Raw genomic sequence first — 17742 nt, 5'->3', positions numbered from 1 at the left:
TCAGAACACCTTGTGATCGGCCAACGGAATCTGTTTGCGCGCCTGCGCGACGCGCTGGAAATCGAGCGTGGCCGTCAACGCGCCCACGCCGTCGGAAGCCTTGGCGACGATGTGGCCCCACGGATCGCACACCAGCGTGTGGCCGTAGGTGTAGCGGCGCTCGCCATCCTGCTCGAACGGGCCGTACTGCGCCGGCGCCAGGAAGTAGCACTGCGTCTCGATGGCGCGTGCCCGGCACAGCACGTCCCAGTGGTCCTTGCCGGTCTGCAGCGTGAAGGCGGCCGGCAGCATGATGGCCTGCGCGCCCTGCGCCACCAGCTTCTGGAACAGTTGCGGGAAACGCAGGTCGTAGCAGATCGCCAGGCCGAAGCGCACGCCGTCGATGTCCGCCACCACGACGTCGCTGCCGGCGCGCACGGCGTCCGACTCGCCATAGCGCAAGCCATCGGGCGTGACGATGTCGAACAGGTGGATCTTGCGGTATCGGGCAATCTCGTTGCCCTTGGGGTCGAACACCACCGAGGTGTTGTAGACGTGCGTGCCGCCCGGCGCGCGTTCGTAGAAACTGCCGCTGTGCACATGGATGCCATGATCCACGGCCAGTTGCCGGCACATGGCGTACGCAGGCCCGCCGCGCTCGGCCTCGCCCGCGGCCACCTTGTCGGCCACCGTTCCGCCGGCCCAGTCGAAGTGCTCGGGGAAGCTGACGAAACGCGCGCCCTCGTTCCTGATCGCCTCGCGCGCCAGGCGGTCGGCGTCATCGATGTTGCGGCGCTTGTCGGCGACCGAATTCATTTGTACCAAGCAGACTTTCATGGGTTCTCCGGGAAGACATCGGTGCGCTCCTCCTGCCAGGCGTGCGCCGGGTCGGAGGCTTCGCAATAGCGGGAGGCCGCCTGCCGCGCCAGCGCCGCCACGGCGCGAGCCAGGCCAGGCTGGTCGTTGCGGATGTAGGCAGCCACGTAGTGCACGGCGACGAAAGGCTTGGTCACCGGCAGCACCACCAGCGAGCCCTGCTGCACCTCGCGCTGCACCGAGGCCAGCGGCACCGCGGCGATGCCGATGCCCGACGTGACCATCTGCACGTTGGTGGGCAGCGCAGCGGACGCATGGATCACCACGGTCTGCTGCGCCTCGTCGGCAAAGTAGCTTTCGATGCGCGCCTGCGATCGCGTGCCGGACGGATAGCCGATGATGGGATAGCGGGCCAGGTCCTGCGGTGTCAGCGGCTGGCTGCAGTCCACGCCCAGCAACGGGCTGGCGACGAAATCCATCGAGAACGAGCACAGCGGCGTCAGTTCGAACGGCGCGCCGTTGGCCGACAGATCCGACACCAGCGCCATGTCCAGGCGGCCCGCCTCCAGCTCCTTCAGCAGGCGGTCGGACAGCTCGGTGGTCACGCTGAGCGACACGTGCGGATACTCTTCCCGCACGGTGCGCACCAGCAGCGGAAACACCGTCGGGATCAGCGTGCTGACCGCGCCCAGCCGCACGTGTCCGCGCAGCCGGCCAGGGTCCAGCATCACGCGCCGCAGCGTGTGATACGCGTCGATGATGACCTGCGCCTGGTCGATGAAGCGCAGGCCCTCGGGCGTAGGCTCGAAGCCGTGTTCCGAGCGCACGAACAGCTTCACCCCCAGGTCCTGCTCGATGGAGGCGATGCGGTTCGAGATGGCCGTGTGGGTGATGCACAGCTGTTCGGCCGTGGCCTTGATGCTGCGCAGCCGGGCCAGCCACAGCACGGTTTCCAGGAAGCGGATGTTCATGGCAGCGAAATGCCGGCCGTGGTGCGCGCCATCACCGGCTCGTCGCCTTCCAGCGTGGTGCGGTACATGGTGCGCACGTAGGCGGCGTCGTCGAAGCCCGTGGCGCAGTGCTGGGTGCAGCGGTTGTCCCACAGCACGGCGTCGCCCTGCTGCCATTGCTGGCGGAACTGGAAGCGCGGCTGCTGCGCGAAATCCTGCAGATAGGCGATCAGGCGGCGGCCCTCTTCCGGCGCCAGGCCTTCGACGTCGCAAGCCCAGCGGCCGATATACAGCGAAGTGCGGCCGCTGACGGGATGGCGGCGCGCCAGCGGGTGGAAGACATCGGGGCGGTCGCGCTTTTCTTCCTCGGTCAGCGGGCCCATGTGGGGATAGTGCACGCCATGCAGGTCGATGCGGCTGTAGCGCGCGCGCCGGCCGGCGATGGCCTGGCGCACGGTCTCGGGCAAGGCTTCATAGGCCGCGTACATGTCCACGAACAAGGTGTCGCCGCGTTCGGGCGGCACGCGCAGGGCATACAGCAGCGAACCTGCGTTGGGAATGCGCTTGTCCTCGCCGTCGGTATGGAAGCCTTCGCCCGCGCGGCGCAGGCCGGCCTCGCCGGCTTCATTGCGGGTGACGGGCCGGGAAGGATCGTCCTTGGACGCGTTGGACACCACGAAGACCTCGGGATGGCCTTCGAGGTTGAACTTCAGCGGCTTCATGATGTGCAGCGGACCCAGCCGGCGCGAGAAGGCGATGTGCTGTTCGGGCGACATTCGCAGCCCGCGAAAGCGCAGCACGCTGTGGCGGGTCCAGGCATCGGACACCTGGCGGAACTGCGCGTCGGGAATGTCGAGGTCGGGCGCGATGCCGCGCACCTCGGCGCCGAATCCGCGTTCGAAAGGGACGATTTCCAGCGTCATGACTGGCTTGCCTCCAAGGGTTGATGAAGGCAAGTATGGCCAGCCCCGCGGCGGGGTGTCGAACGTATTTTTGTTGCGCCGCCAGCAAGTTTTGCTGACGCGTGGCGCTGTGCCAAGGGTTATCCCGCAAGCCTCGCGGGATAACCCTTAACGGCAATAAGCCCTGTGCTTCAGTGGCTGATCATCCAGGGCCGCGAGCCGGCGAACGCCTTGCTGCCGTCCGCCGCCGTGCGGGTGCGCCCGCTCTGCTTTGCGCCCGAGCAGCAGCCGCAATTCATGCCGTGCCCGCCGCGCGTGCTGCGCGGCTCGTGCGCGCTGCGCTCGTTGGCGGACAACGCGCGGCGCATCGCGCCGCCGATGACGCCCAGCGCCGGCGCGGCCCCCAGCGTGCGCGCCGCCGGCGCGCCGCACGCCGGGCACGCCGCCGGATCGTTGCGCCGCGCCAGCGGACGCAGCGCCGAGAACTCGCCGCACGTATTGCAGCAGTAATCGTAGGTAGGCATGGCGGCGCTCCGGCTTACAGGTCCGGCGACAGCGGCATGTCCACGCCGCCGCTGATGGCCTTGACGGGCCCGCTGGCCTGCGGCTGGATGTCGAACTCGAAGATCTCGGTCGGCAGCCACAGCGTGGCGCACGCGTTCGGGATGTCGACCACGCCGCTGATGTGCCCTTGCACTGGCGCCGTGCCCAGGATCGAATAGGCCTGCGCGCCCGAGTAGCCGAATTTCTTCAGGTACTCGATGGCGTTCAGGCACGCCTGCCGATAGGCGATGTGCACGTCCAGGTAGTGCTGGCCGCCGCCCTCGTCCACCGAGATGCCCTCGAAGATCAGGTAGTCCTTGTAGTTCGGCGTGATGGGGCTGGGCTTGAAGATGGGGTTGCGGATGCCGTACTTGGCCATGCCGCCCTTGATAAGGGACACGCGCATGTGGATCCAGCCCGCCATCTCGATGGCGCCGCAGAACGTGATCTCGCCATCGCCCTGCGAAAAGTGCAGGTCGCCCACCGACAGGCCGCCGCCCGGCACGTACACCGGGAAGAACACGCGCGAGCCGCGCGACAGGTCCTTGATGTCGCAGTTGCCGCCGTGCTCGCGCGGCGGCACGGTGCGCGCACCTTCCGATGCGGCCTTGTCGCGCGCCGCGCCTTGCAGGCGGCCCATGTGCGCGGTCTTGGGCGCCGGCGGGTTGGCCAGCGGCGGCACGCGTTCTGGGTTGGTGTCGATCAGCGCCTGCTCGCGCTTGTTCCAGGTGTCCAGCATGGCCTGGTCGGGCAGGCAGCCGATCAGGCCGGGGTGGATCAGGCCCGCGAAGTTCACGCCCGGGATGTGGCGCGACGAGGTGAACATGCCGTGGAAGTCCCAGATGGACTTCTGCGCCTGCGGAAAATGCTCGGTAAGGAACCCGCCGCCGTTCTTCTTGCTGAAGAAACCGTTGAAGCCCCACAGGCTGTCGGGCTTGGCGCCTATGTCCAGGAAATCCACCACCAGCAGGTCGCCCGGCTCCGCGCCCTCCACGCCCACCGGGCCCGACAAGAAGTGCACGGTGGACAGGTCCACGTCGCGCACGTCGTCCGCGCTGTCGTCGTTCTTGATCGCGCCGCCCGTCCAGTCGTAGGTCTCCAGCACGAAATCGTCGCCCGGCTTCACCCACGCGGCGATGGGAATGTCGGGATGCCAGCGGTTGTGGATATTCTCGTTCTCGTACGGGGACTGCGACAGATCGACCTTGATGAGGGTTTCGGGCATGACTCGCTCCTTCGGTTTTCGGGGGGAAAGCAAGGGGGGCCGCCGGGGCCTGTCCGCCCTACACGGACAAATAGCGGCTGATGGTCTGTTCGTCGACGGCGTCGCGCGCGTCCTCGTGCACGAAGCGCCCCTTGTCGATGACGATGAGGCGGTCGGCGATCTGCATGGTGAAGCTCAACACCTGCTCGGACACCACGATGGCCAGGTCCTTGAGCTTGCGGATCTCCAGCAGGCTGCGGGCGATGTCCTTGATGATCGAGGGCTGGATACCCTCGGTGGGCTCGTCCAGCATCAGCACTTTCGGATTGGTGACCAGCGCGCGCGCGATGGCCAGTTGCTGCTGCTGGCCGCCCGACAGGTCGCCGCCGCGCCGCCGCCGCATGTCGTGCAGCACCGGAAACAGCGCGTAGATGTCGTCAGGCACCGGATCGCGCAACGCGCGGCCCGGCAGGCCGGTGCGGATGTTCTCTTCCACCGTCAGCGTGGGAAAGATCATGCGGCCCTGCGGCACGTAGGCGATGCCCGAGCGCACGCGCTGGAAGCTCTCCATGCCCGACAGATCCACGCCGTCCACCCGCACGCTGCCCTGCATGGTGGGCAGCACGCCCATCATGGTCTTGAACAGCGTGGTCTTGCCCATGCCGTTGCGGCCCATGACCGCGACGATCTCGCCGCGCGCCACCGTCAGGTCCACGCCGTGGATCACGCGGCTCTGGCCGTAGCCCGACACCAGCCCCGATACGTTGAACATATGCGCCTCTCGCGATGGCGGGTCAATGACCCAGATAGACTTCGATGACGCGCGGATCGGCCTGCACGCTGTCCATGGACCCCTCGGCCAGCACCTTTCCCTGGTGCAGCACCGTGACCTTGTGGGCGATGTGCTTGACGAATTCCATGTCGTGCTCGATGACGATCATGGAACGGTCGCGGCTGATGCGGTTGAGCAGTTCGGCGGTCTTCTCGCGCTCGGACACGCTCATGCCCGCCACCGGCTCGTCCAGCATCATCAACTCGGGCTCCTGCATCAGCAGCATGCCGATCTCCAGCCATTGCTTCTGGCCGTGCGACAGCAGCTCGGCGGACTGGTCCAGCCTGTCCGCCAGGAAGATCTGCCCGGCCACCTGCTCGACCCGCTCGATCACGTCGGGGGTGCGCCGGAACGCCATCGCGCCGAACACGCTGCGGCCACGTGGAAACGACACCTCCAGGTTCTCGCGCACGCTGAGCGTCTCGTAGATGGACGGCGTCTGGAACTTGCGGCCCACCCCGGCCCGCACGATCTCGTGCTCGGCCATGCGCGTCAGCTCGGTGTCCTTGAAACGGATGGACCCGCCCGTGGCCTTGGTGCGGCCGCAGATCAGGTCCAGCAGGGTCGTCTTGCCGGCGCCATTGGGGCCGATCACCACGCGCAGCTCGCCGCGGTCCACGTACAGGTTCAGGTTGTCGACGGCGGTGAAGCCGTTGAACGACACCGTCAGGCCCTCGACGTACAGCGCGAATTCCTGGGCGGGCGTGACCGCCTGGTTCATCAGGGGCGGATTCATGCGGCCTCCGTGGGGTTGGCGCCGGGGACGTGGGCATTGGGGTGCGGGGCGGCGTGGGACGGGGCCGGCGTAGCCACGGAGGCCGTCGCCGCCACGGGCGCGGCAGCGGGTGTCTTCACCCGGCCCAGTCTCGGCCGCACATACTTCTCATACAGCCCAGCCAACCCGTTCGGGAACGCCATGACCACCGCGATGAACAGGCCGCCCATCAGGAACAGCCACAACTGCGGAAAGCTCTCCGAGAAATAACTCTTGCCGAAATTGACCAGCAGCGTGCCGTACACCGCGCCCAGCAGCGACAGGCGACCGCCCACCGCGGCGAAGATCACCATCTCGATGGACGGCACGATGCCCACGAACGAGGGCGACATGAAGCCCACCTGCAGCGTGAACATGGCGCCGCCGATGGCCGAGAACGCCGCAGCCACGCAGAACACGAACACCTTGAAGCTGGCCACGTCATAGCCCGAGAAGCGCACGCGCTCTTCCTTGTCGCGCATGGCCACCAGCAGCTTGCCCAGCTTGGACGACAGCAGGAAGCGGCCGAACAGGATGCAGCCGAACAGCAGCGCACCGTTGACGAAGTACAGGAGGGTGCGCGCCGAGTCGGTGCGGATGTCCCAGCCCAGCAATGTCTTCAGGTCGGTGATGCCGTTGACGCCGCCCGTCAGGCCCTGCTGGCCGATGATGAGCACCGACAGGATCAGCGCCACCGCCTGCGTCACGATGGCGAAGTAGGTGTCGCCCACGCGCCGCTTGAACATGGCCAGGCCCAGCACCAGGGCCAGCAACGCGGACACGATGGGCACGGCCAGCACCGTGAACAGGAAGCTCTTGAACGGCACCCAGAACCACGGCAGCGCGGTGATCTGGTTCCAGTCCATGAAGTCGGGAATGCCCGGCGTGGACTGGATCTTGGTCGCCTCGACGGTGGACGCCTCCAGCTTCAGGAACATCGCCATGCAATAGCCGCCCAGCCCGAAGAACACGCCCTGCCCCAGGCTGAGAATGCCGCCATAGCCCCAGCACAGCACCAGCCCGACCGCCACGAAGGCATAGGTCAGGTACTTGCCGACCAGGTTCAGGCGGAAGCCGTCGAGCACCACCGGAAAAACCACGAAGATCAGCGCGGCCAGGATCGCCAGGCCCACCAGCCCCTGGCGCCCGCCCACCACATTTCTGTAGAACGTCTGCATCCGAACCTCCGATGCCTTATTTGCGGACCTTGATGCTGAACAGCCCGCGCGGGCGCAGCATCAGGATGACGACCACCGCGGACAAGGTCAGCACCTTGGCCATGGAACCGGTCATGAAGAACTCGGACACGGACTGCGTCTGGGCGATGACGAAGGCCGACGCAATCGTGCCCAGCAGGCTGGCCGCGCCGCCGAAGACCACCGTCAGGAAGGTGTCGACGATGTACAGAGAACCGCTGGTCGGTCCCGTGGATCCGATGGTGGTGAAGGCCGCGCCGGCGATACCCGCGATGCCGCACCCCAGCGCGAAGGTCAGCCGGTCGACCCGCTTGGTGTCGATGCCCACCGCGCCGCTCATCGTGCGGTTCTGCACCGTGGCACGCACGTGCAGGCCCCAGGTCGAACGGAACATCGCCAGCAGCAGCCCGCAGGTCAGCACCAGCGTGATGCTCATCACGAACAGGCCGTTGATGGGGATGTCCACGCCCTCCAGCGGCTGCACGCTGCCCATCAGCCAGTCGGGCAGCGTGGGACTGACCTCGCGCGGGCCGAAGATCGAGCGCAGCGCCTGCTGGATCACCAGCGACAGGCCCCAGGTGGCCAGCAGCGTGTCCAGCGGACGGCGGTACAGGTGGCGGATCATCAGCCACTCGGCCAGCCAGCCCAGCGCGAAGGTCACCACGAAGGCCGCCGCGATGGCGAAGAAGAAGTAGTACGGCATCAGGCCCGGCGCATACTGCTGCGTCAGTTCCGAGAACAGATAGGTGGTGTAGGCGCCCACCGCCAGGAACTCGCCGTGCGCCATGTTGATGACGCCCATCTGGCCGAAGATCAGGGCCAGGCCCAGCGCCATCAGCAGCAGTACGCTGAAGACGGACAGGCCGTTGAAGCCCTGCATCAGCAGGATCGCGCCCAGGTCGGAGAAGGATTCCATGTGCTTGCCTCGTGCGGCGTTGCGGCGCGCGGCGCCGGTCGCGGGGCGGCGTGCCGCCGCCTCCGCGCAAAGGGACTTGGCCGGTGGCTTACTGGTAGCCCTTGGGGAACGGATCGGGGCGGATCAGGTCGGCCGTCTCGTAGATCACGTCGAACTGGCCATCGCGGCGGATCTTGCCGATGCGCGTCTTGCTCCACAGGTGATGGTTCGGATCGACCTTCACGTAGCCTTCGGGCGCTTCCTTGAACTCCAGGTTGGCGGACGCCGCCACCACTTTGTCCACGTCGAAACTGCCGGCCTTCTCCACGGCCATCTTCCACAGCCAGGGCCCCAGGTAGGCGGCCTGCGTGACGTCGCCGATCACCGCGTTGGCGCCGTACTTGGCCTTGAAGGCTTCGACGAATTTCTTGTTGTTCGGGTTGTCCAGGCTCTGGAAGTACTTCATGCAAGACCAGAATCCCTCGCAGTTCTCGCCGCCGATGCCCAGCAGCTCGTCCTCGGTCACCGAGATCGTCAACAGCTTCTGCTTGTCGCTGGTGACGCCGGCCGCCTTCAACTGCTTGTAGAAAGACACGTTGCTGCCGCCCACCACCACCGCGAACACCACGTCGGGCTTCTTCAGCTTGATCTTGTTGATAAGCGAACCGAACTGCGTGTGGCCCAGCGGGTAATACTCCTCGCCCGCCACTTCGCCCTTCAACACGTTCTCGATGTGCTTGCGCGCGATCTTGTTCGAGGTGCGCGGCCAGATGTAGTCGGAGCCGATCAGGTAGAAGCTCTTGGCCTTCTGCTCCTTGGCCAGCCAGTCCAGGCTGGCCAGGATCTGCTGCGTGGCCTCCTGGCCGGTATAGAACACGTTCTTGGACTGCTCCAGGCCTTCGTAGAAGGTCGGGTAGTACAGCAGGCCGTTCTCTTTCTCGAACACCGGCAGCACCGCCTTGCGCGAGGCCGAGGTCCAGCAGCCGAACACGGTGGCGACCTTGTCGCTGACCAGCAGCTTGCGCGCCTTCTCGGCGAAGGTGGGCCAGTCGGAGGCGCCGTCTTCCTGGATGATCTTGATCTTGCGGCCCAGGATGCCGCCCATCGCATTGATCTGCTCGATGGCCAGGCGCTCGGACTGGATCGAGCCCGTTTCGCTGATGGCCATGGTGCCCGTGGCCGAATGCAGTTGCCCCACCGTGACTTCGGTGTCGGTGATCGCCAGGCCGGTGGTGTTGATCGTGGACGTGGCGGGCGCGGCGGCGCGGCCCAGCATGGGAACGCCCAGCAGCGGCAGCGAGGCCAGCGCCATCGCCGCGCGCCGGCGCGACAGCGAGGCGGGTTCTTGTTCTTGGATCGGATTGCGAGGCATCGAAGGCTCCTGGGAGTGAAACCGCTTGGGGAAAACCCGGTGCCGTCGCGGCCGGCGGATCGCGCGGCAGCGGGCGGGTTCGATGCCATACTAGGAACCGATGACGCAGTGCAACATACGTCGATTGACGTAGTGGCCGCGATGGCCCCAGCGGGTACAAACACGGCATACGTCGTTCGACGCATACCGGAGCCTCGCCCGTGGATGCCAGCGCCACACAACGCATCGTCAAGATCCGCCGCGACTACAACACCTGGGTCGCCAACGAGACCCTCGAAGACTACGCCCTGCGTTTCACGCCGGTGTCGTTTCGCAAGTGGTCGGAATTCCGCGTGGCCAACACGGCCCTGGGCGCGGTGTCGTTCCTCGCGCTCGAGGCCATCGGCGGCGCGCTCGCGCTGAACTACGGCTTCGTCAACGCCTTCTGGTCCATCGTGGCGGTGGCCGTGGTGGTGTTCCTGACAGGGCTGCCCATCGCCTATTACGCGGCGCGCCACGGCCTGGACATGGACCTGCTGACGCGCGGCGCGGGCTTCGGCTACATCGGCTCGACCATCACCTCGCTGATCTACGCCTCGTTCACCTTCATCTTCTTCGCGCTGGAAGCGGCCATCATGGCGTTGGCCATCGAGCGCTGCACGGGCTTGCCGCTGACGCTGGGCTACCTGCTGTGCGCGGTGGTCATCATCCCGTTCGTCACCTATGGCATCACGCTGATCAACCGGTTGCAGTCGTGGACGCAGCCGCTGTGGATCCTGATGCTGGTGACGCCCTACGCCTTCATCCTGTACGACGATCCCGGCGCGCTGGCGCAACTGGCGAACTTCCCGGGCCGCAGCGGCGAAAGCGGCTTCAACCTGCTGATGTTCGGCGCGGGCGCGGCGGTGGCGTCGGCCCTGGTCACGCAGATCGGCGAGCAGGTGGACTTCCTGCGCTTCCTGCCCGAGAAGACCGCCGCCAACCGGCGCCGCTGGTGGATCGCGCTGCTGTGCGCCGGCCCGGGCTGGATCGTGCCGGGCGCGCTGAAGATGCTGGCCGGCGCCTTCCTGGCCAGCCTCGTGCTGGAACACGGCGTGCCGGCGGCCAAGGCGGCCGATCCCACGCAGATGTACCTGATCGCCTATGGCTATGTGTTCTCGCACCCTGGCTGGGCGCTGGGCGCGATGACGCTGTTCGTGATCGTGTCGCAGGTGAAGATCAACGTGACCAACGCGTACGCCGGCTCGCTGGCCTGGTCCAACTTCTTCGCGCGCGTCACGCACAGCCATCCGGGCCGCGTGGTGTGGCTGATCTTCAATGTGCTGATCGCCATCGGCCTGATGGAGATGGGCGTGTTCGACGCGCTGGAACACGTGCTGGCCATCTTCGCGCACGTGGCGCTGGCCTGGATCGGCGCGCTGGTGGCCGACCTGGTGGTGAACAAGCCGCTGGGCCTGAGCCCGCGCGGCATCGAGTTCCGGCGCGCCTACCTGTACGACGTCAACCCGGTGGGCGTGGGCGCCACGCTGGTGTCGCTGGTCGTGTCGATGATGGCGGACGGCGGACTGTTCGGCCAGACGGCGCGCGCGCTGTCGCCCTTCGTGGCCTTGCTGGCCGCCTTCGTCACCGCGCCCGCCATCGCCTGGGCCACCCAGGGGCGCTACTACCTGGCGCGCCCGCCGCAAGACCTGGGCCAGGGCGGCTACGGACTGACCTGCGTGATCTGCGACCACACCTTCGAGGCGGGCGACATGGCGCACTGCCCCGCCTACAGCGGCGCGATCTGTTCGCTGTGCTGCACGCTGGACGCGCGCTGCCACGACCGCTGCAAGCGGGGTTCGCGCTTGCAGGACCAGTTGGGCGCGGCGCTGCGGCGCATCCTGCCGGGGCCGGTCACGCCGCTGTTCCATTCCCGGTTGGCGCACTATCTGGTGGCCATCGGCCTGATCGGCGGCCTGCTGGCGGCCATCCTGTCGCTGATCTACTACCAGGAATCCCTGACGCTGGCCGATGCCACGGACATCGGCCCGCTGCGCGCCACCTTCATGAAACTGTATGCCGCGCTGCTGCTGATCGGCGGCGTGGCGGCCTGGTGGCTGGTGCTGACCAACGAAAGCCGCCAGGTGGCCCAGGAAGAGTCCGACCGCCAGACCAACCTGCTGCTGAACGAAATCGAGGCGCACCGCCAGACCGACGCGCAATTGCAGAAGGCCAAGGAGGCCGCCGAGGCCGCCAACCTGGCCAAGAGCCGCTTCATGGGCGGGCTGAGCCACGAGCTGCGCGCGCCCCTGAACAGCATCCTGGGCTACGCGCAGATCCTGCAGCGCGACCCCGGCCTGCCGCCCGCGCGGCGCGAGGCGCTGGACGTCATCCACCGCAGCGGCAAGCACCTGGTGGGCCTGATCGACGGCCTGCTGGACATCGCCCGCATCGAGGCCGGCAAGCTGCGGCTGGAAAACACCGAGCTGAACCTGCCGGAATTCCTGGACCAGATCGTGCGCATGTTCCAGCCGCAGACCTCGCTGAAGGGCCTGCGCTTCGACTACGACCCCGCCGCCGGTTTGCCGCGCATCGTGCACATCGACGAGAAGCGGCTGCGGCAGATCCTGATCAACCTGCTGAGCAACGCGGTGAAGTTCACCGAGGACGGCCACATGGCGCTGCGCGTGCGGCAGGCGGCCGACATGGTGCAGATCGAAGTGGAAGACAGCGGCGCGGGCATCCCGGCCGAGGATCTGGAACGCATCTTCATGCCCTTCGAGCGCAGCTGGGCGGCGGCCGACCAGGCCGACACGGGCACCGGGCTGGGGCTGACCATCTGCCGCATGCTGACCAACATCATGGGGGGTGAACTGACGGTGCGCAGCCAGGTGGGCACGGGCAGCGTGTTCACGTTGAAGCTGTTCCTGCCCGAAGTGCGTTCGCCGCGCGCCGGCCTGGCGCGGCCCGGCCCGGTCACCGGCTACACGGGCCAGCGCCATGCCGTGCTGGTGGTGGACGACCAGCCTTCGCAGCGGCGCATCCTGCGCGAGATGCTCGAACCGCTGGGTTTCGCCGTGAACGAGGCCGGCAGCGGCCATGCCTGCCTGGCGCTGGCCGCCGCGCTGCGGCCCGCGCTCGTCCTCATGGACTTCTCCATGCCCGGACTGACGGGCGGCGAGACCTCGCGGCTGCTGCGCGAACAAGGGGTGACGGCGCCCATCATCATCGTGTCCGCCAACGCTCATACGCTGGAGCCGCGCGAGGCCGGCGCCTGGAGCGACGACTGGCTGCTCAAGCCCGTGGTGCTGGACGAGCTGCTGGCCAAGATCGGCACGCACCTGGGGCTGCAGTGGATCGAGCCGCCCGCCTCCGGATCCATGCCGCCCGCCAGCGCCCTGCTGGACGGCATCGTGCTGGACCTGGCCGACGCCGAGGCGCTGCTGGAACTGGGCGCAATGGGCTACATCAAGGGCATCCTGGCGCGGCTGCAGGACGTCCGCGAGCGCGATCCCCACACAGCCCCGCTGATCGACCACCTGGCCGTGCTGGCCAAGGATTTCCGGCTTTCCGAATACGAGACCCTGCTGAAGAACCATGTACGCCGCCATGCCGATGCCCGCCCATAACAAGCTCGTCATGCTGGTGGACGATGCCCCCGACAACCTGAAGATGCTGTCCGATGCGCTGGACCAGGCCGGCTACATGGTGGTGGTCGCCACGGACGGCGCGCAGGCCCTGGCGCGCCTGGACTTCGTGCTGCCGGACATCGTGCTGCTGGACGCGCTGATGCCCGGCATGGACGGCTTCGAGACCTGCCGCCGCCTGAAGGCGCATCGCCGCGCCGCGCAGGTGCCGGTGGTCTTCATGACGGGCCTGACGGAACCCGAGGACGTGGTGCGCGGCTTCCAGGCGGGCGGCGTGGATTATGTCACCAAGCCCATCGATCCCTCGGTAGTGCTGGCGCGCCTGGAGGCGCATCTGCGTACCGCCAGCGTGGTGTCGGCGGCGCTCGACGCCATGGACGCGGCCGCCAACGCCGTGGTGGTGCTGGACGCCGGCGGGCGCATTACCTGGAAGACGGCCAAGGCGCGGCTGTGGCTGGCGCAGTACCTGGACATGGACGGCGAAGCCCAGCAACTGCCCGCGCCGCTGGCGCAATGGGTGGCCGCGCGCCAGGCCGACCACGACGAGACGCAGGCCCATCTGACAGTGCGCAATGGGCGCGAGCTGCGGATACGGCTGTCGGCGTCGCAGCGCGGCGGCGAGCCGGTGCTGTTGCTGGAGGAAGGCGCGGCGGCGCCCGAACCCGCCATGCCGCTGGGCGAAGCCTACCGGCTGACCGTCCGCGAGGCCGAGGTGCTGTCCTGGCTGGCCAAGGGCAAGACCAACCGCGACATCAGCGAGATCCTGGGCATGAGCCCGCGCACGGTCAACAAGCACCTGGAACACATCTACGTGAAGCTGGGCGTGGAAACCCGCGCGGCGGCCACGGCACTGGCGTTGACGCATCTGCACCGCGCCAGTTGAAGCGGAATCGGCCTTCGCGGCCGTGTCCAGGACTGGCCAGTGCCGCCGTCTCGCTTTGACAGGGGCGCGCTATCCCGCGCGCACCAGCCGCACGCGCGTGATCTCGGATGGCGCGCCCAGCCGCTTGGGCGGGCCCCAGTAGCCCGTGCCCCGGCTGGTGTAGACCCACATGCCTTCGTAGCGATGCAGGCCCGCCACGAAAGGCTGCTGCAACGGCACGAAGAAACCCCACGGAAAGAACTGCCCGCCATGCGTGTGGCCGGACAACTGCAGCGAATAGCCCAGCGGCGCGGCCGCCGCGGCGCTGCGCGGCTGGTGCGCCAGCAGAAGGCGCAACGCCGCGTTGGACGGCGCGCCGGCCAGGGCGCGCGCCGGACTGCTGCGCTGCGCGGCATCGAAGCCGCCCGCGCCGAAGTCGGTGACGCCCGCCACCACCACGCACTGGCCGGCGGGATGGATGACGGCGTGCTCGTTCATCAGCACGCGCAGGCCGAGGCGGCGGAACTCGGCCACCCAGGCCGATGCCCCCGAGTAGTACTCGTGGTTGCCGGTGACCAGGTACACGCCATGCGGCGCCTGCAACCCGCCCAGCGGCCGGGTGTGCTCGGCCAGGCGCTCGACGCTGCCGTCGACCACGTCGCCCGTGATGGCCACCATGTCGGGCCTGGCCGCGTTGACCGCATCCACGATGGCCTGCACGTAGCCGCGCTTGATGGTCGGCCCCACGTGGATGTCGCTGATCTGCACCACGGTGAAGCCCTGCAGTTCGTCGGGCAGGCCCGCGATGGGCACCTCGACGTCGACCACGCGCGCGCGGCGCCGCGCGTTGAAGAAGCCGGCCCCGCTGGCCGCCAGTGCCAGCAGGGGCACGGCCAGCGCGGAATCGGCCCGCAGCGCGGCCCAAGGCACCCGCACGCCTGCCGCCTGGACCAACAAGGCGATCAGCAGCACGGCGTCGCGCAGCAGCGTGAACACGAACAGCGACGAGAACAGGCCCATGGCCAGCAGGCCGATCCAGGCCATGCGGTCGCCATCGCGCTGGCCCTTGGCGGCGCGGCTGAGCATGCCCAGCGGAATCACCAGGCAGGACAGCACGAGGAAGAGGATGGCGGCGACGGCGGCCAGGGACGGCAACGGCAGATCGGGGATCAGGCGCATGCCGACATAGACATGCGCCAACGCACCGATGGCCACGAAACGGATGAAGAAAGCGGATTGGCGTAGCGACACGATGACTGAGGAAAACACCTGGCCCGCGGCAGGCGGCCGCGGGCCAGGCCAGGCGAAAAGGAAACGTTTTCAGGCTCGGCGGCAACCGGCCCGGGGCAGCCATTCTATGCCTATGCCCTGCAAGCTGTTTGTCACACACGACTGGGGATATCCCTGCGCCCGGCAGCGTCGTCCGGGCATGCCCGCGAGCGGCCCAGGGATGCGCCGGCATGCCCGGACGCGTCGGCCTGTCGAAGGCACCGCGCCTCAGGCCCCCGCCGCCTGCGCCTGCCGCCACGCCAATGCCGCCACGCGTTCGACACGCGCCGCCATCTCGCGCGCATCCGCGCCCGCCGCCGTGCCGCGCGCCACGCGGCCGCGGATGCCATGCAGGATGGCGGCGAACCGGAACATGTTGAACGCCACGTAGTAGTCCAGGTCGGCGATGCCGTCGCGGCCCGTGCGGCGGCAGTATGCCGCGACGTACTCGGCCTCGCCGGGCAGGCCCGCTTCGCGCAGGTCCACGCTGGCGATGCCGCCCAGGATGTCGGAAGGCATGCGGTACATCATCGCGTTGTAGGCGAAGTCGGCCAGCGGATGGCCCAGCGTGGACAACTCCCAGTCCAGCACCGCGATCACGCGCGGCTCGGTGGGGTGGAAGATCATGTTGTCGGCACGGTAGTCGCCATGCACGATGGCCGTTTCGTCATTGGCCGGGATGTGCTCGGGCAGCCATTGCACCAGCCGGTCCATGTCGGGCACGCGTCCCGCGGCCTCGTCCTGCAGGTATTGGCCCGACCAGCGCGACACCTGGCGCGCCACGTACTGCCCGCTGCGCCCGTAGTCGCCCAGGCCCACGGCCTGCGGATCGATGCCGTGCAAGGCCGCCAGCGTGGCGTTCATCGCGTCCAGGTGCGCGGCGCGCTGCTCTCTTGGCACGCCAGGAAAGCTGGCGTCCCAGAAGATGCGGCCCTCGACCATGTCCATCACGAAGAACCAGCTGCCGATCACGGCGTCGTCCGTGCACAGGCCGTGGATGCGCGGCACGGGGAAGCCCGCATCGCCCAGCGCCTGCATCACCCGCGCCTCGCGCTCGACCGCGTGCGCGCCCTTGAGCAACTGGCCGGGCGGCTTGCGGCGCAGCACGTAGGCGCGCGTGGGCGTGTCCAGCCGGTAGGTGGGATTCGATTGCCCGCCCTGGAACTGCGCCACGCGCAGCGGCCCGGCGTATCCCGGCACGTTGTCCTGCATCCAGGCATGCAGCCGCTGCGCATCGAAGCGATGCGCCTCGCGCACCGGGATGGTCGCGCCACCCTCGCTCATGCCTGCTCTCCGGCCAGCGCCGTGCGCTTGATGTGCCTGGCGATCGACCACTTGTGCACCTCCGTCGGGCCGTCGTAGATGCGGAACGCGCGCAGTTCGCGGAAGATCTGCTCGACCACCGTATCGCCCGACACGCCCGTGCCGCCCATGACCTGCACGCAGCGGTCCACCACGTCGAACAGGCCTTCCGACACCGACACCTTGGCCATCGAGCTTTCGACGCTGGCCAGCGACCCCGCGTCCAGCGCGTCGGCGCACCAGTCGATCATCAGTTCGGCCTGGCGCAAGGCGATCTGGTTCTCGGCCAGCATGAAGCCCACGCCCTCGTGGTCGATCAGCAGCTTGCCGAACGCGCGGCGCCGGGTCGCGTAGGCGACGGCGATCTCCTGCGCGCGCGTGGCCGCGCCGTGCCAGCGCATGCAATGCGACAGGCGCGCCGGCGACAGGCGGATCTGCGCGTAGCGAAAGCCTTCATCCACCTCGCCCAGCACCTGCCCGCGCGGCACGCGCAGTCCGTCGATGACGACGATGGCGTGGCCGCCCGGCATGGAACCGTCGATGGTGTCCAGCACGCGCTCGACGCGGATGGCGGGATGCGGCAGGTCGACCAGGAACATCGTGGCGCCGCCGCGTGCATCGTCGGCGGTGCGCGCCATGACGATGCCCACCGCCGCGCCCTGCGCGCCGGTGATGAAGGCCTTGCGGCCATCGATGATCCAGTCGTCGCCGTCGCGGCGCGCGCGGGTGCGCAGCATCGAGGGATCGGAACCCGCGCCGTCCTCGGTGGCCGGCTCGGTCATGAAGAAGGCCGAGCGCGCCTGTCCCGAGACCAGCGGCGCCAGGAACCGCGCGCGCTGTTCCGGCGTGCCGATGCGCCCCAGCAGGAACATGTTGCCTTCGTCCGGCGCGCCGGTGTTCACGGCCACCGGCCCCAGCGGCGACAGGCCGGAGGGCTTGAGCACCGTGGCGGTCTCGCGTTGCGTGAGATGGCTGCCGTCGGCCAGGATGTGCGGCGTCATCACCCCGGCCTGGCGCGCCAGGCCACGCAGTTCGTCGACCAGGCCGGCTTCGGGGCCATGCGGCCCCCAGCGCGGATCCTGCTCGTATGGAACCACCACGTCGCGCACGAAGGCCTCGACGCGCTGGGCGATCGCCAGGCTGCGAGGGGTGGAAGACGATGCGGAAGCTTGCATGAGACGTTTCCCGTAGAGATGCCGCGCCCGGCTATGTCGCGATGACGCGGCGGATGCGGCGGAAAGAGGATTCGGCGGATCCGTAC

At 68.1% G+C, this 17742-nt stretch carries 15 protein-coding genes; 2 read left to right on the top strand and 13 right to left on the bottom strand.

All coding sequences use genetic code 11. The features are described from left to right. From A7W11_RS11785 to urtA, 10 genes are all read right to left on the bottom strand, one after another. A complete protein-coding gene (locus A7W11_RS11785) occupies positions 1 to 816 on the bottom strand; it encodes a carbon-nitrogen hydrolase family protein (protein ID WP_066412147.1) in 816 nt (271 codons plus the stop codon). Continuing rightward, positions 813 to 1766 (bottom strand): LysR family transcriptional regulator, encoded by a 954-nt coding sequence (locus tag A7W11_RS11780; protein WP_066412145.1) that lies wholly within the window; start codon positions 1764 to 1766, stop codon positions 813 to 815. The genes A7W11_RS11785 and A7W11_RS11780 overlap by 4 nt, the downstream gene beginning before the upstream one ends. Then, positions 1763 to 2668, bottom strand: coding sequence for a TauD/TfdA dioxygenase family protein (locus tag A7W11_RS11775; protein WP_066412143.1), 906 nt, complete (start codon positions 2666 to 2668; stop codon positions 1763 to 1765). The genes A7W11_RS11780 and A7W11_RS11775 overlap by 4 nt, the downstream gene beginning before the upstream one ends. Before the next feature lie 170 nt (positions 2669 to 2838). Next, positions 2839 to 3171 carry an FmdB family zinc ribbon protein gene (locus tag A7W11_RS11770; protein ID WP_066412141.1) on the bottom strand — a complete coding sequence of 111 codons (333 nt, stop codon included), beginning with the start codon at positions 3169 to 3171 and terminating at the stop codon, positions 2839 to 2841. A gap of 14 nt (positions 3172 to 3185) precedes the next feature. Continuing rightward, positions 3186 to 4415 carry a formamidase gene (fmdA, locus tag A7W11_RS11765; protein ID WP_066412138.1) on the bottom strand — a complete coding sequence of 410 codons (1230 nt, stop codon included), beginning with the start codon at positions 4413 to 4415 and terminating at the stop codon, positions 3186 to 3188. A gap of 58 nt (positions 4416 to 4473) precedes the next feature. Continuing rightward, positions 4474 to 5166 carry an urea ABC transporter ATP-binding subunit UrtE gene (gene urtE, locus A7W11_RS11760; protein ID WP_066412136.1) on the bottom strand — a complete coding sequence of 231 codons (693 nt, stop codon included), beginning with the start codon at positions 5164 to 5166 and terminating at the stop codon, positions 4474 to 4476. 22 nt (positions 5167 to 5188) lie between these two features. Continuing rightward, positions 5189 to 5962 carry an urea ABC transporter ATP-binding protein UrtD gene (urtD, locus tag A7W11_RS11755; protein WP_235816853.1) on the bottom strand — a complete coding sequence of 258 codons (774 nt, stop codon included), beginning with the start codon at positions 5960 to 5962 and terminating at the stop codon, positions 5189 to 5191. Beyond that, complete coding sequence (gene urtC, locus A7W11_RS11750) at positions 5959 to 7158, bottom strand: urea ABC transporter permease subunit UrtC (protein WP_066412134.1); 1200 nt, start codon at positions 7156 to 7158, stop codon at positions 5959 to 5961. The genes urtD and urtC overlap by 4 nt, the downstream gene beginning before the upstream one ends. 16 nt (positions 7159 to 7174) lie before the next feature. After that, on the bottom strand, positions 7175 to 8092 hold the full coding sequence (gene urtB / locus A7W11_RS11745) for an urea ABC transporter permease subunit UrtB (RefSeq protein ID WP_066412131.1): 918 nt from the start codon (positions 8090 to 8092) through the stop codon (positions 7175 to 7177). An 88-nt stretch (positions 8093 to 8180) separates the two neighbouring features. Next, positions 8181 to 9443, bottom strand: a complete 1263-nt coding sequence (urtA, locus tag A7W11_RS11740) for an urea ABC transporter substrate-binding protein (protein WP_066412129.1) — start codon at positions 9441 to 9443, stop codon at positions 8181 to 8183. Between the two features lie 200 nt (positions 9444 to 9643). Between urtA and A7W11_RS11735 the strand changes: the two genes are divergently transcribed. Together A7W11_RS11735 and A7W11_RS11730 are read left to right on the top strand one after the other, a co-directional pair. Continuing rightward, positions 9644 to 13030 carry an ATP-binding protein gene (locus A7W11_RS11735; RefSeq protein WP_066412126.1) on the top strand — a complete coding sequence of 1129 codons (3387 nt, stop codon included), beginning with the start codon at positions 9644 to 9646 and terminating at the stop codon, positions 13028 to 13030. Then, positions 12999 to 13931, top strand: coding sequence for a response regulator transcription factor (locus tag A7W11_RS11730; RefSeq protein WP_235816852.1), 933 nt, complete (start codon positions 12999 to 13001; stop codon positions 13929 to 13931). The genes A7W11_RS11735 and A7W11_RS11730 overlap by 32 nt, the downstream gene beginning before the upstream one ends. Before the next feature lie 69 nt (positions 13932 to 14000). Here A7W11_RS11730 and A7W11_RS11725 read toward each other — a convergent pair whose 3' ends face one another. From A7W11_RS11725 to A7W11_RS11715, 3 genes are all read right to left on the bottom strand, one after another. Beyond that, positions 14001 to 15161: a metallophosphoesterase gene (locus A7W11_RS11725; RefSeq protein ID WP_066413951.1), complete on the bottom strand. Its 1161-nt coding sequence runs from the start codon at positions 15159 to 15161 to the stop codon at positions 14001 to 14003. A 246-nt stretch (positions 15162 to 15407) separates the two neighbouring features. Further along, positions 15408 to 16463: a phosphotransferase gene (locus A7W11_RS11720; RefSeq protein WP_066412123.1), complete on the bottom strand. Its 1056-nt coding sequence runs from the start codon at positions 16461 to 16463 to the stop codon at positions 15408 to 15410. Next, positions 16460 to 17656 (bottom strand): acyl-CoA dehydrogenase family protein, encoded by a 1197-nt coding sequence (locus A7W11_RS11715; RefSeq protein ID WP_066412120.1) that lies wholly within the window; start codon positions 17654 to 17656, stop codon positions 16460 to 16462. The genes A7W11_RS11720 and A7W11_RS11715 overlap by 4 nt, the downstream gene beginning before the upstream one ends. Positions 17657 to 17742: the final 86 nt, after the last annotated feature.

The organism is Bordetella ansorpii (genome assembly GCF_900078315.1).
GTDB classification, from domain to species: domain Bacteria; phylum Pseudomonadota; class Gammaproteobacteria; order Burkholderiales; family Burkholderiaceae_B; genus Bordetella; species Bordetella ansorpii.
The sequence above is the reverse complement of the archived record's forward strand: the minus strand, read 5'-3'. Positions and strand labels throughout refer to the sequence as shown.

Coding starts and splice junctions, on each gene's coding strand:
- A7W11_RS11785 (WP_066412147.1), bottom strand. CDS start 816: ATGAAAGTCTGCTTGGTACAAATGAATTCGGTCGCCGACAAGCGCCGC.
- A7W11_RS11770 (WP_066412141.1), bottom strand. CDS start 3,171: ATGCCTACCTACGATTACTGCTGCAATACGTGCGGCGAGTTCTCGGCG.
- urtB (WP_066412131.1), bottom strand. CDS start 8,092: ATGGAATCCTTCTCCGACCTGGGCGCGATCCTGCTGATGCAGGGCTTC.
- fmdA (WP_066412138.1), bottom strand. CDS start 4,415: ATGCCCGAAACCCTCATCAAGGTCGATCTGTCGCAGTCCCCGTACGAG.
- urtE (WP_066412136.1), bottom strand. CDS start 5,166: ATGTTCAACGTATCGGGGCTGGTGTCGGGCTACGGCCAGAGCCGCGTG.
- A7W11_RS11780 (WP_066412145.1), bottom strand. CDS start 1,766: ATGAACATCCGCTTCCTGGAAACCGTGCTGTGGCTGGCCCGGCTGCGC.
- urtC (WP_066412134.1), bottom strand. CDS start 7,158: ATGCAGACGTTCTACAGAAATGTGGTGGGCGGGCGCCAGGGGCTGGTG.
- A7W11_RS11715 (WP_066412120.1), bottom strand. CDS start 17,656: ATGCAAGCTTCCGCATCGTCTTCCACCCCTCGCAGCCTGGCGATCGCC.
- urtD (WP_235816853.1), bottom strand. CDS start 5,962: ATGAATCCGCCCCTGATGAACCAGGCGGTCACGCCCGCCCAGGAATTC.
- A7W11_RS11775 (WP_066412143.1), bottom strand. CDS start 2,668: ATGACGCTGGAAATCGTCCCTTTCGAACGCGGATTCGGCGCCGAGGTG.
- A7W11_RS11730 (WP_235816852.1), top strand. CDS start 12,999: ATGTACGCCGCCATGCCGATGCCCGCCCATAACAAGCTCGTCATGCTG.
- urtA (WP_066412129.1), bottom strand. CDS start 9,443: ATGCCTCGCAATCCGATCCAAGAACAAGAACCCGCCTCGCTGTCGCGC.
- A7W11_RS11720 (WP_066412123.1), bottom strand. CDS start 16,463: ATGAGCGAGGGTGGCGCGACCATCCCGGTGCGCGAGGCGCATCGCTTC.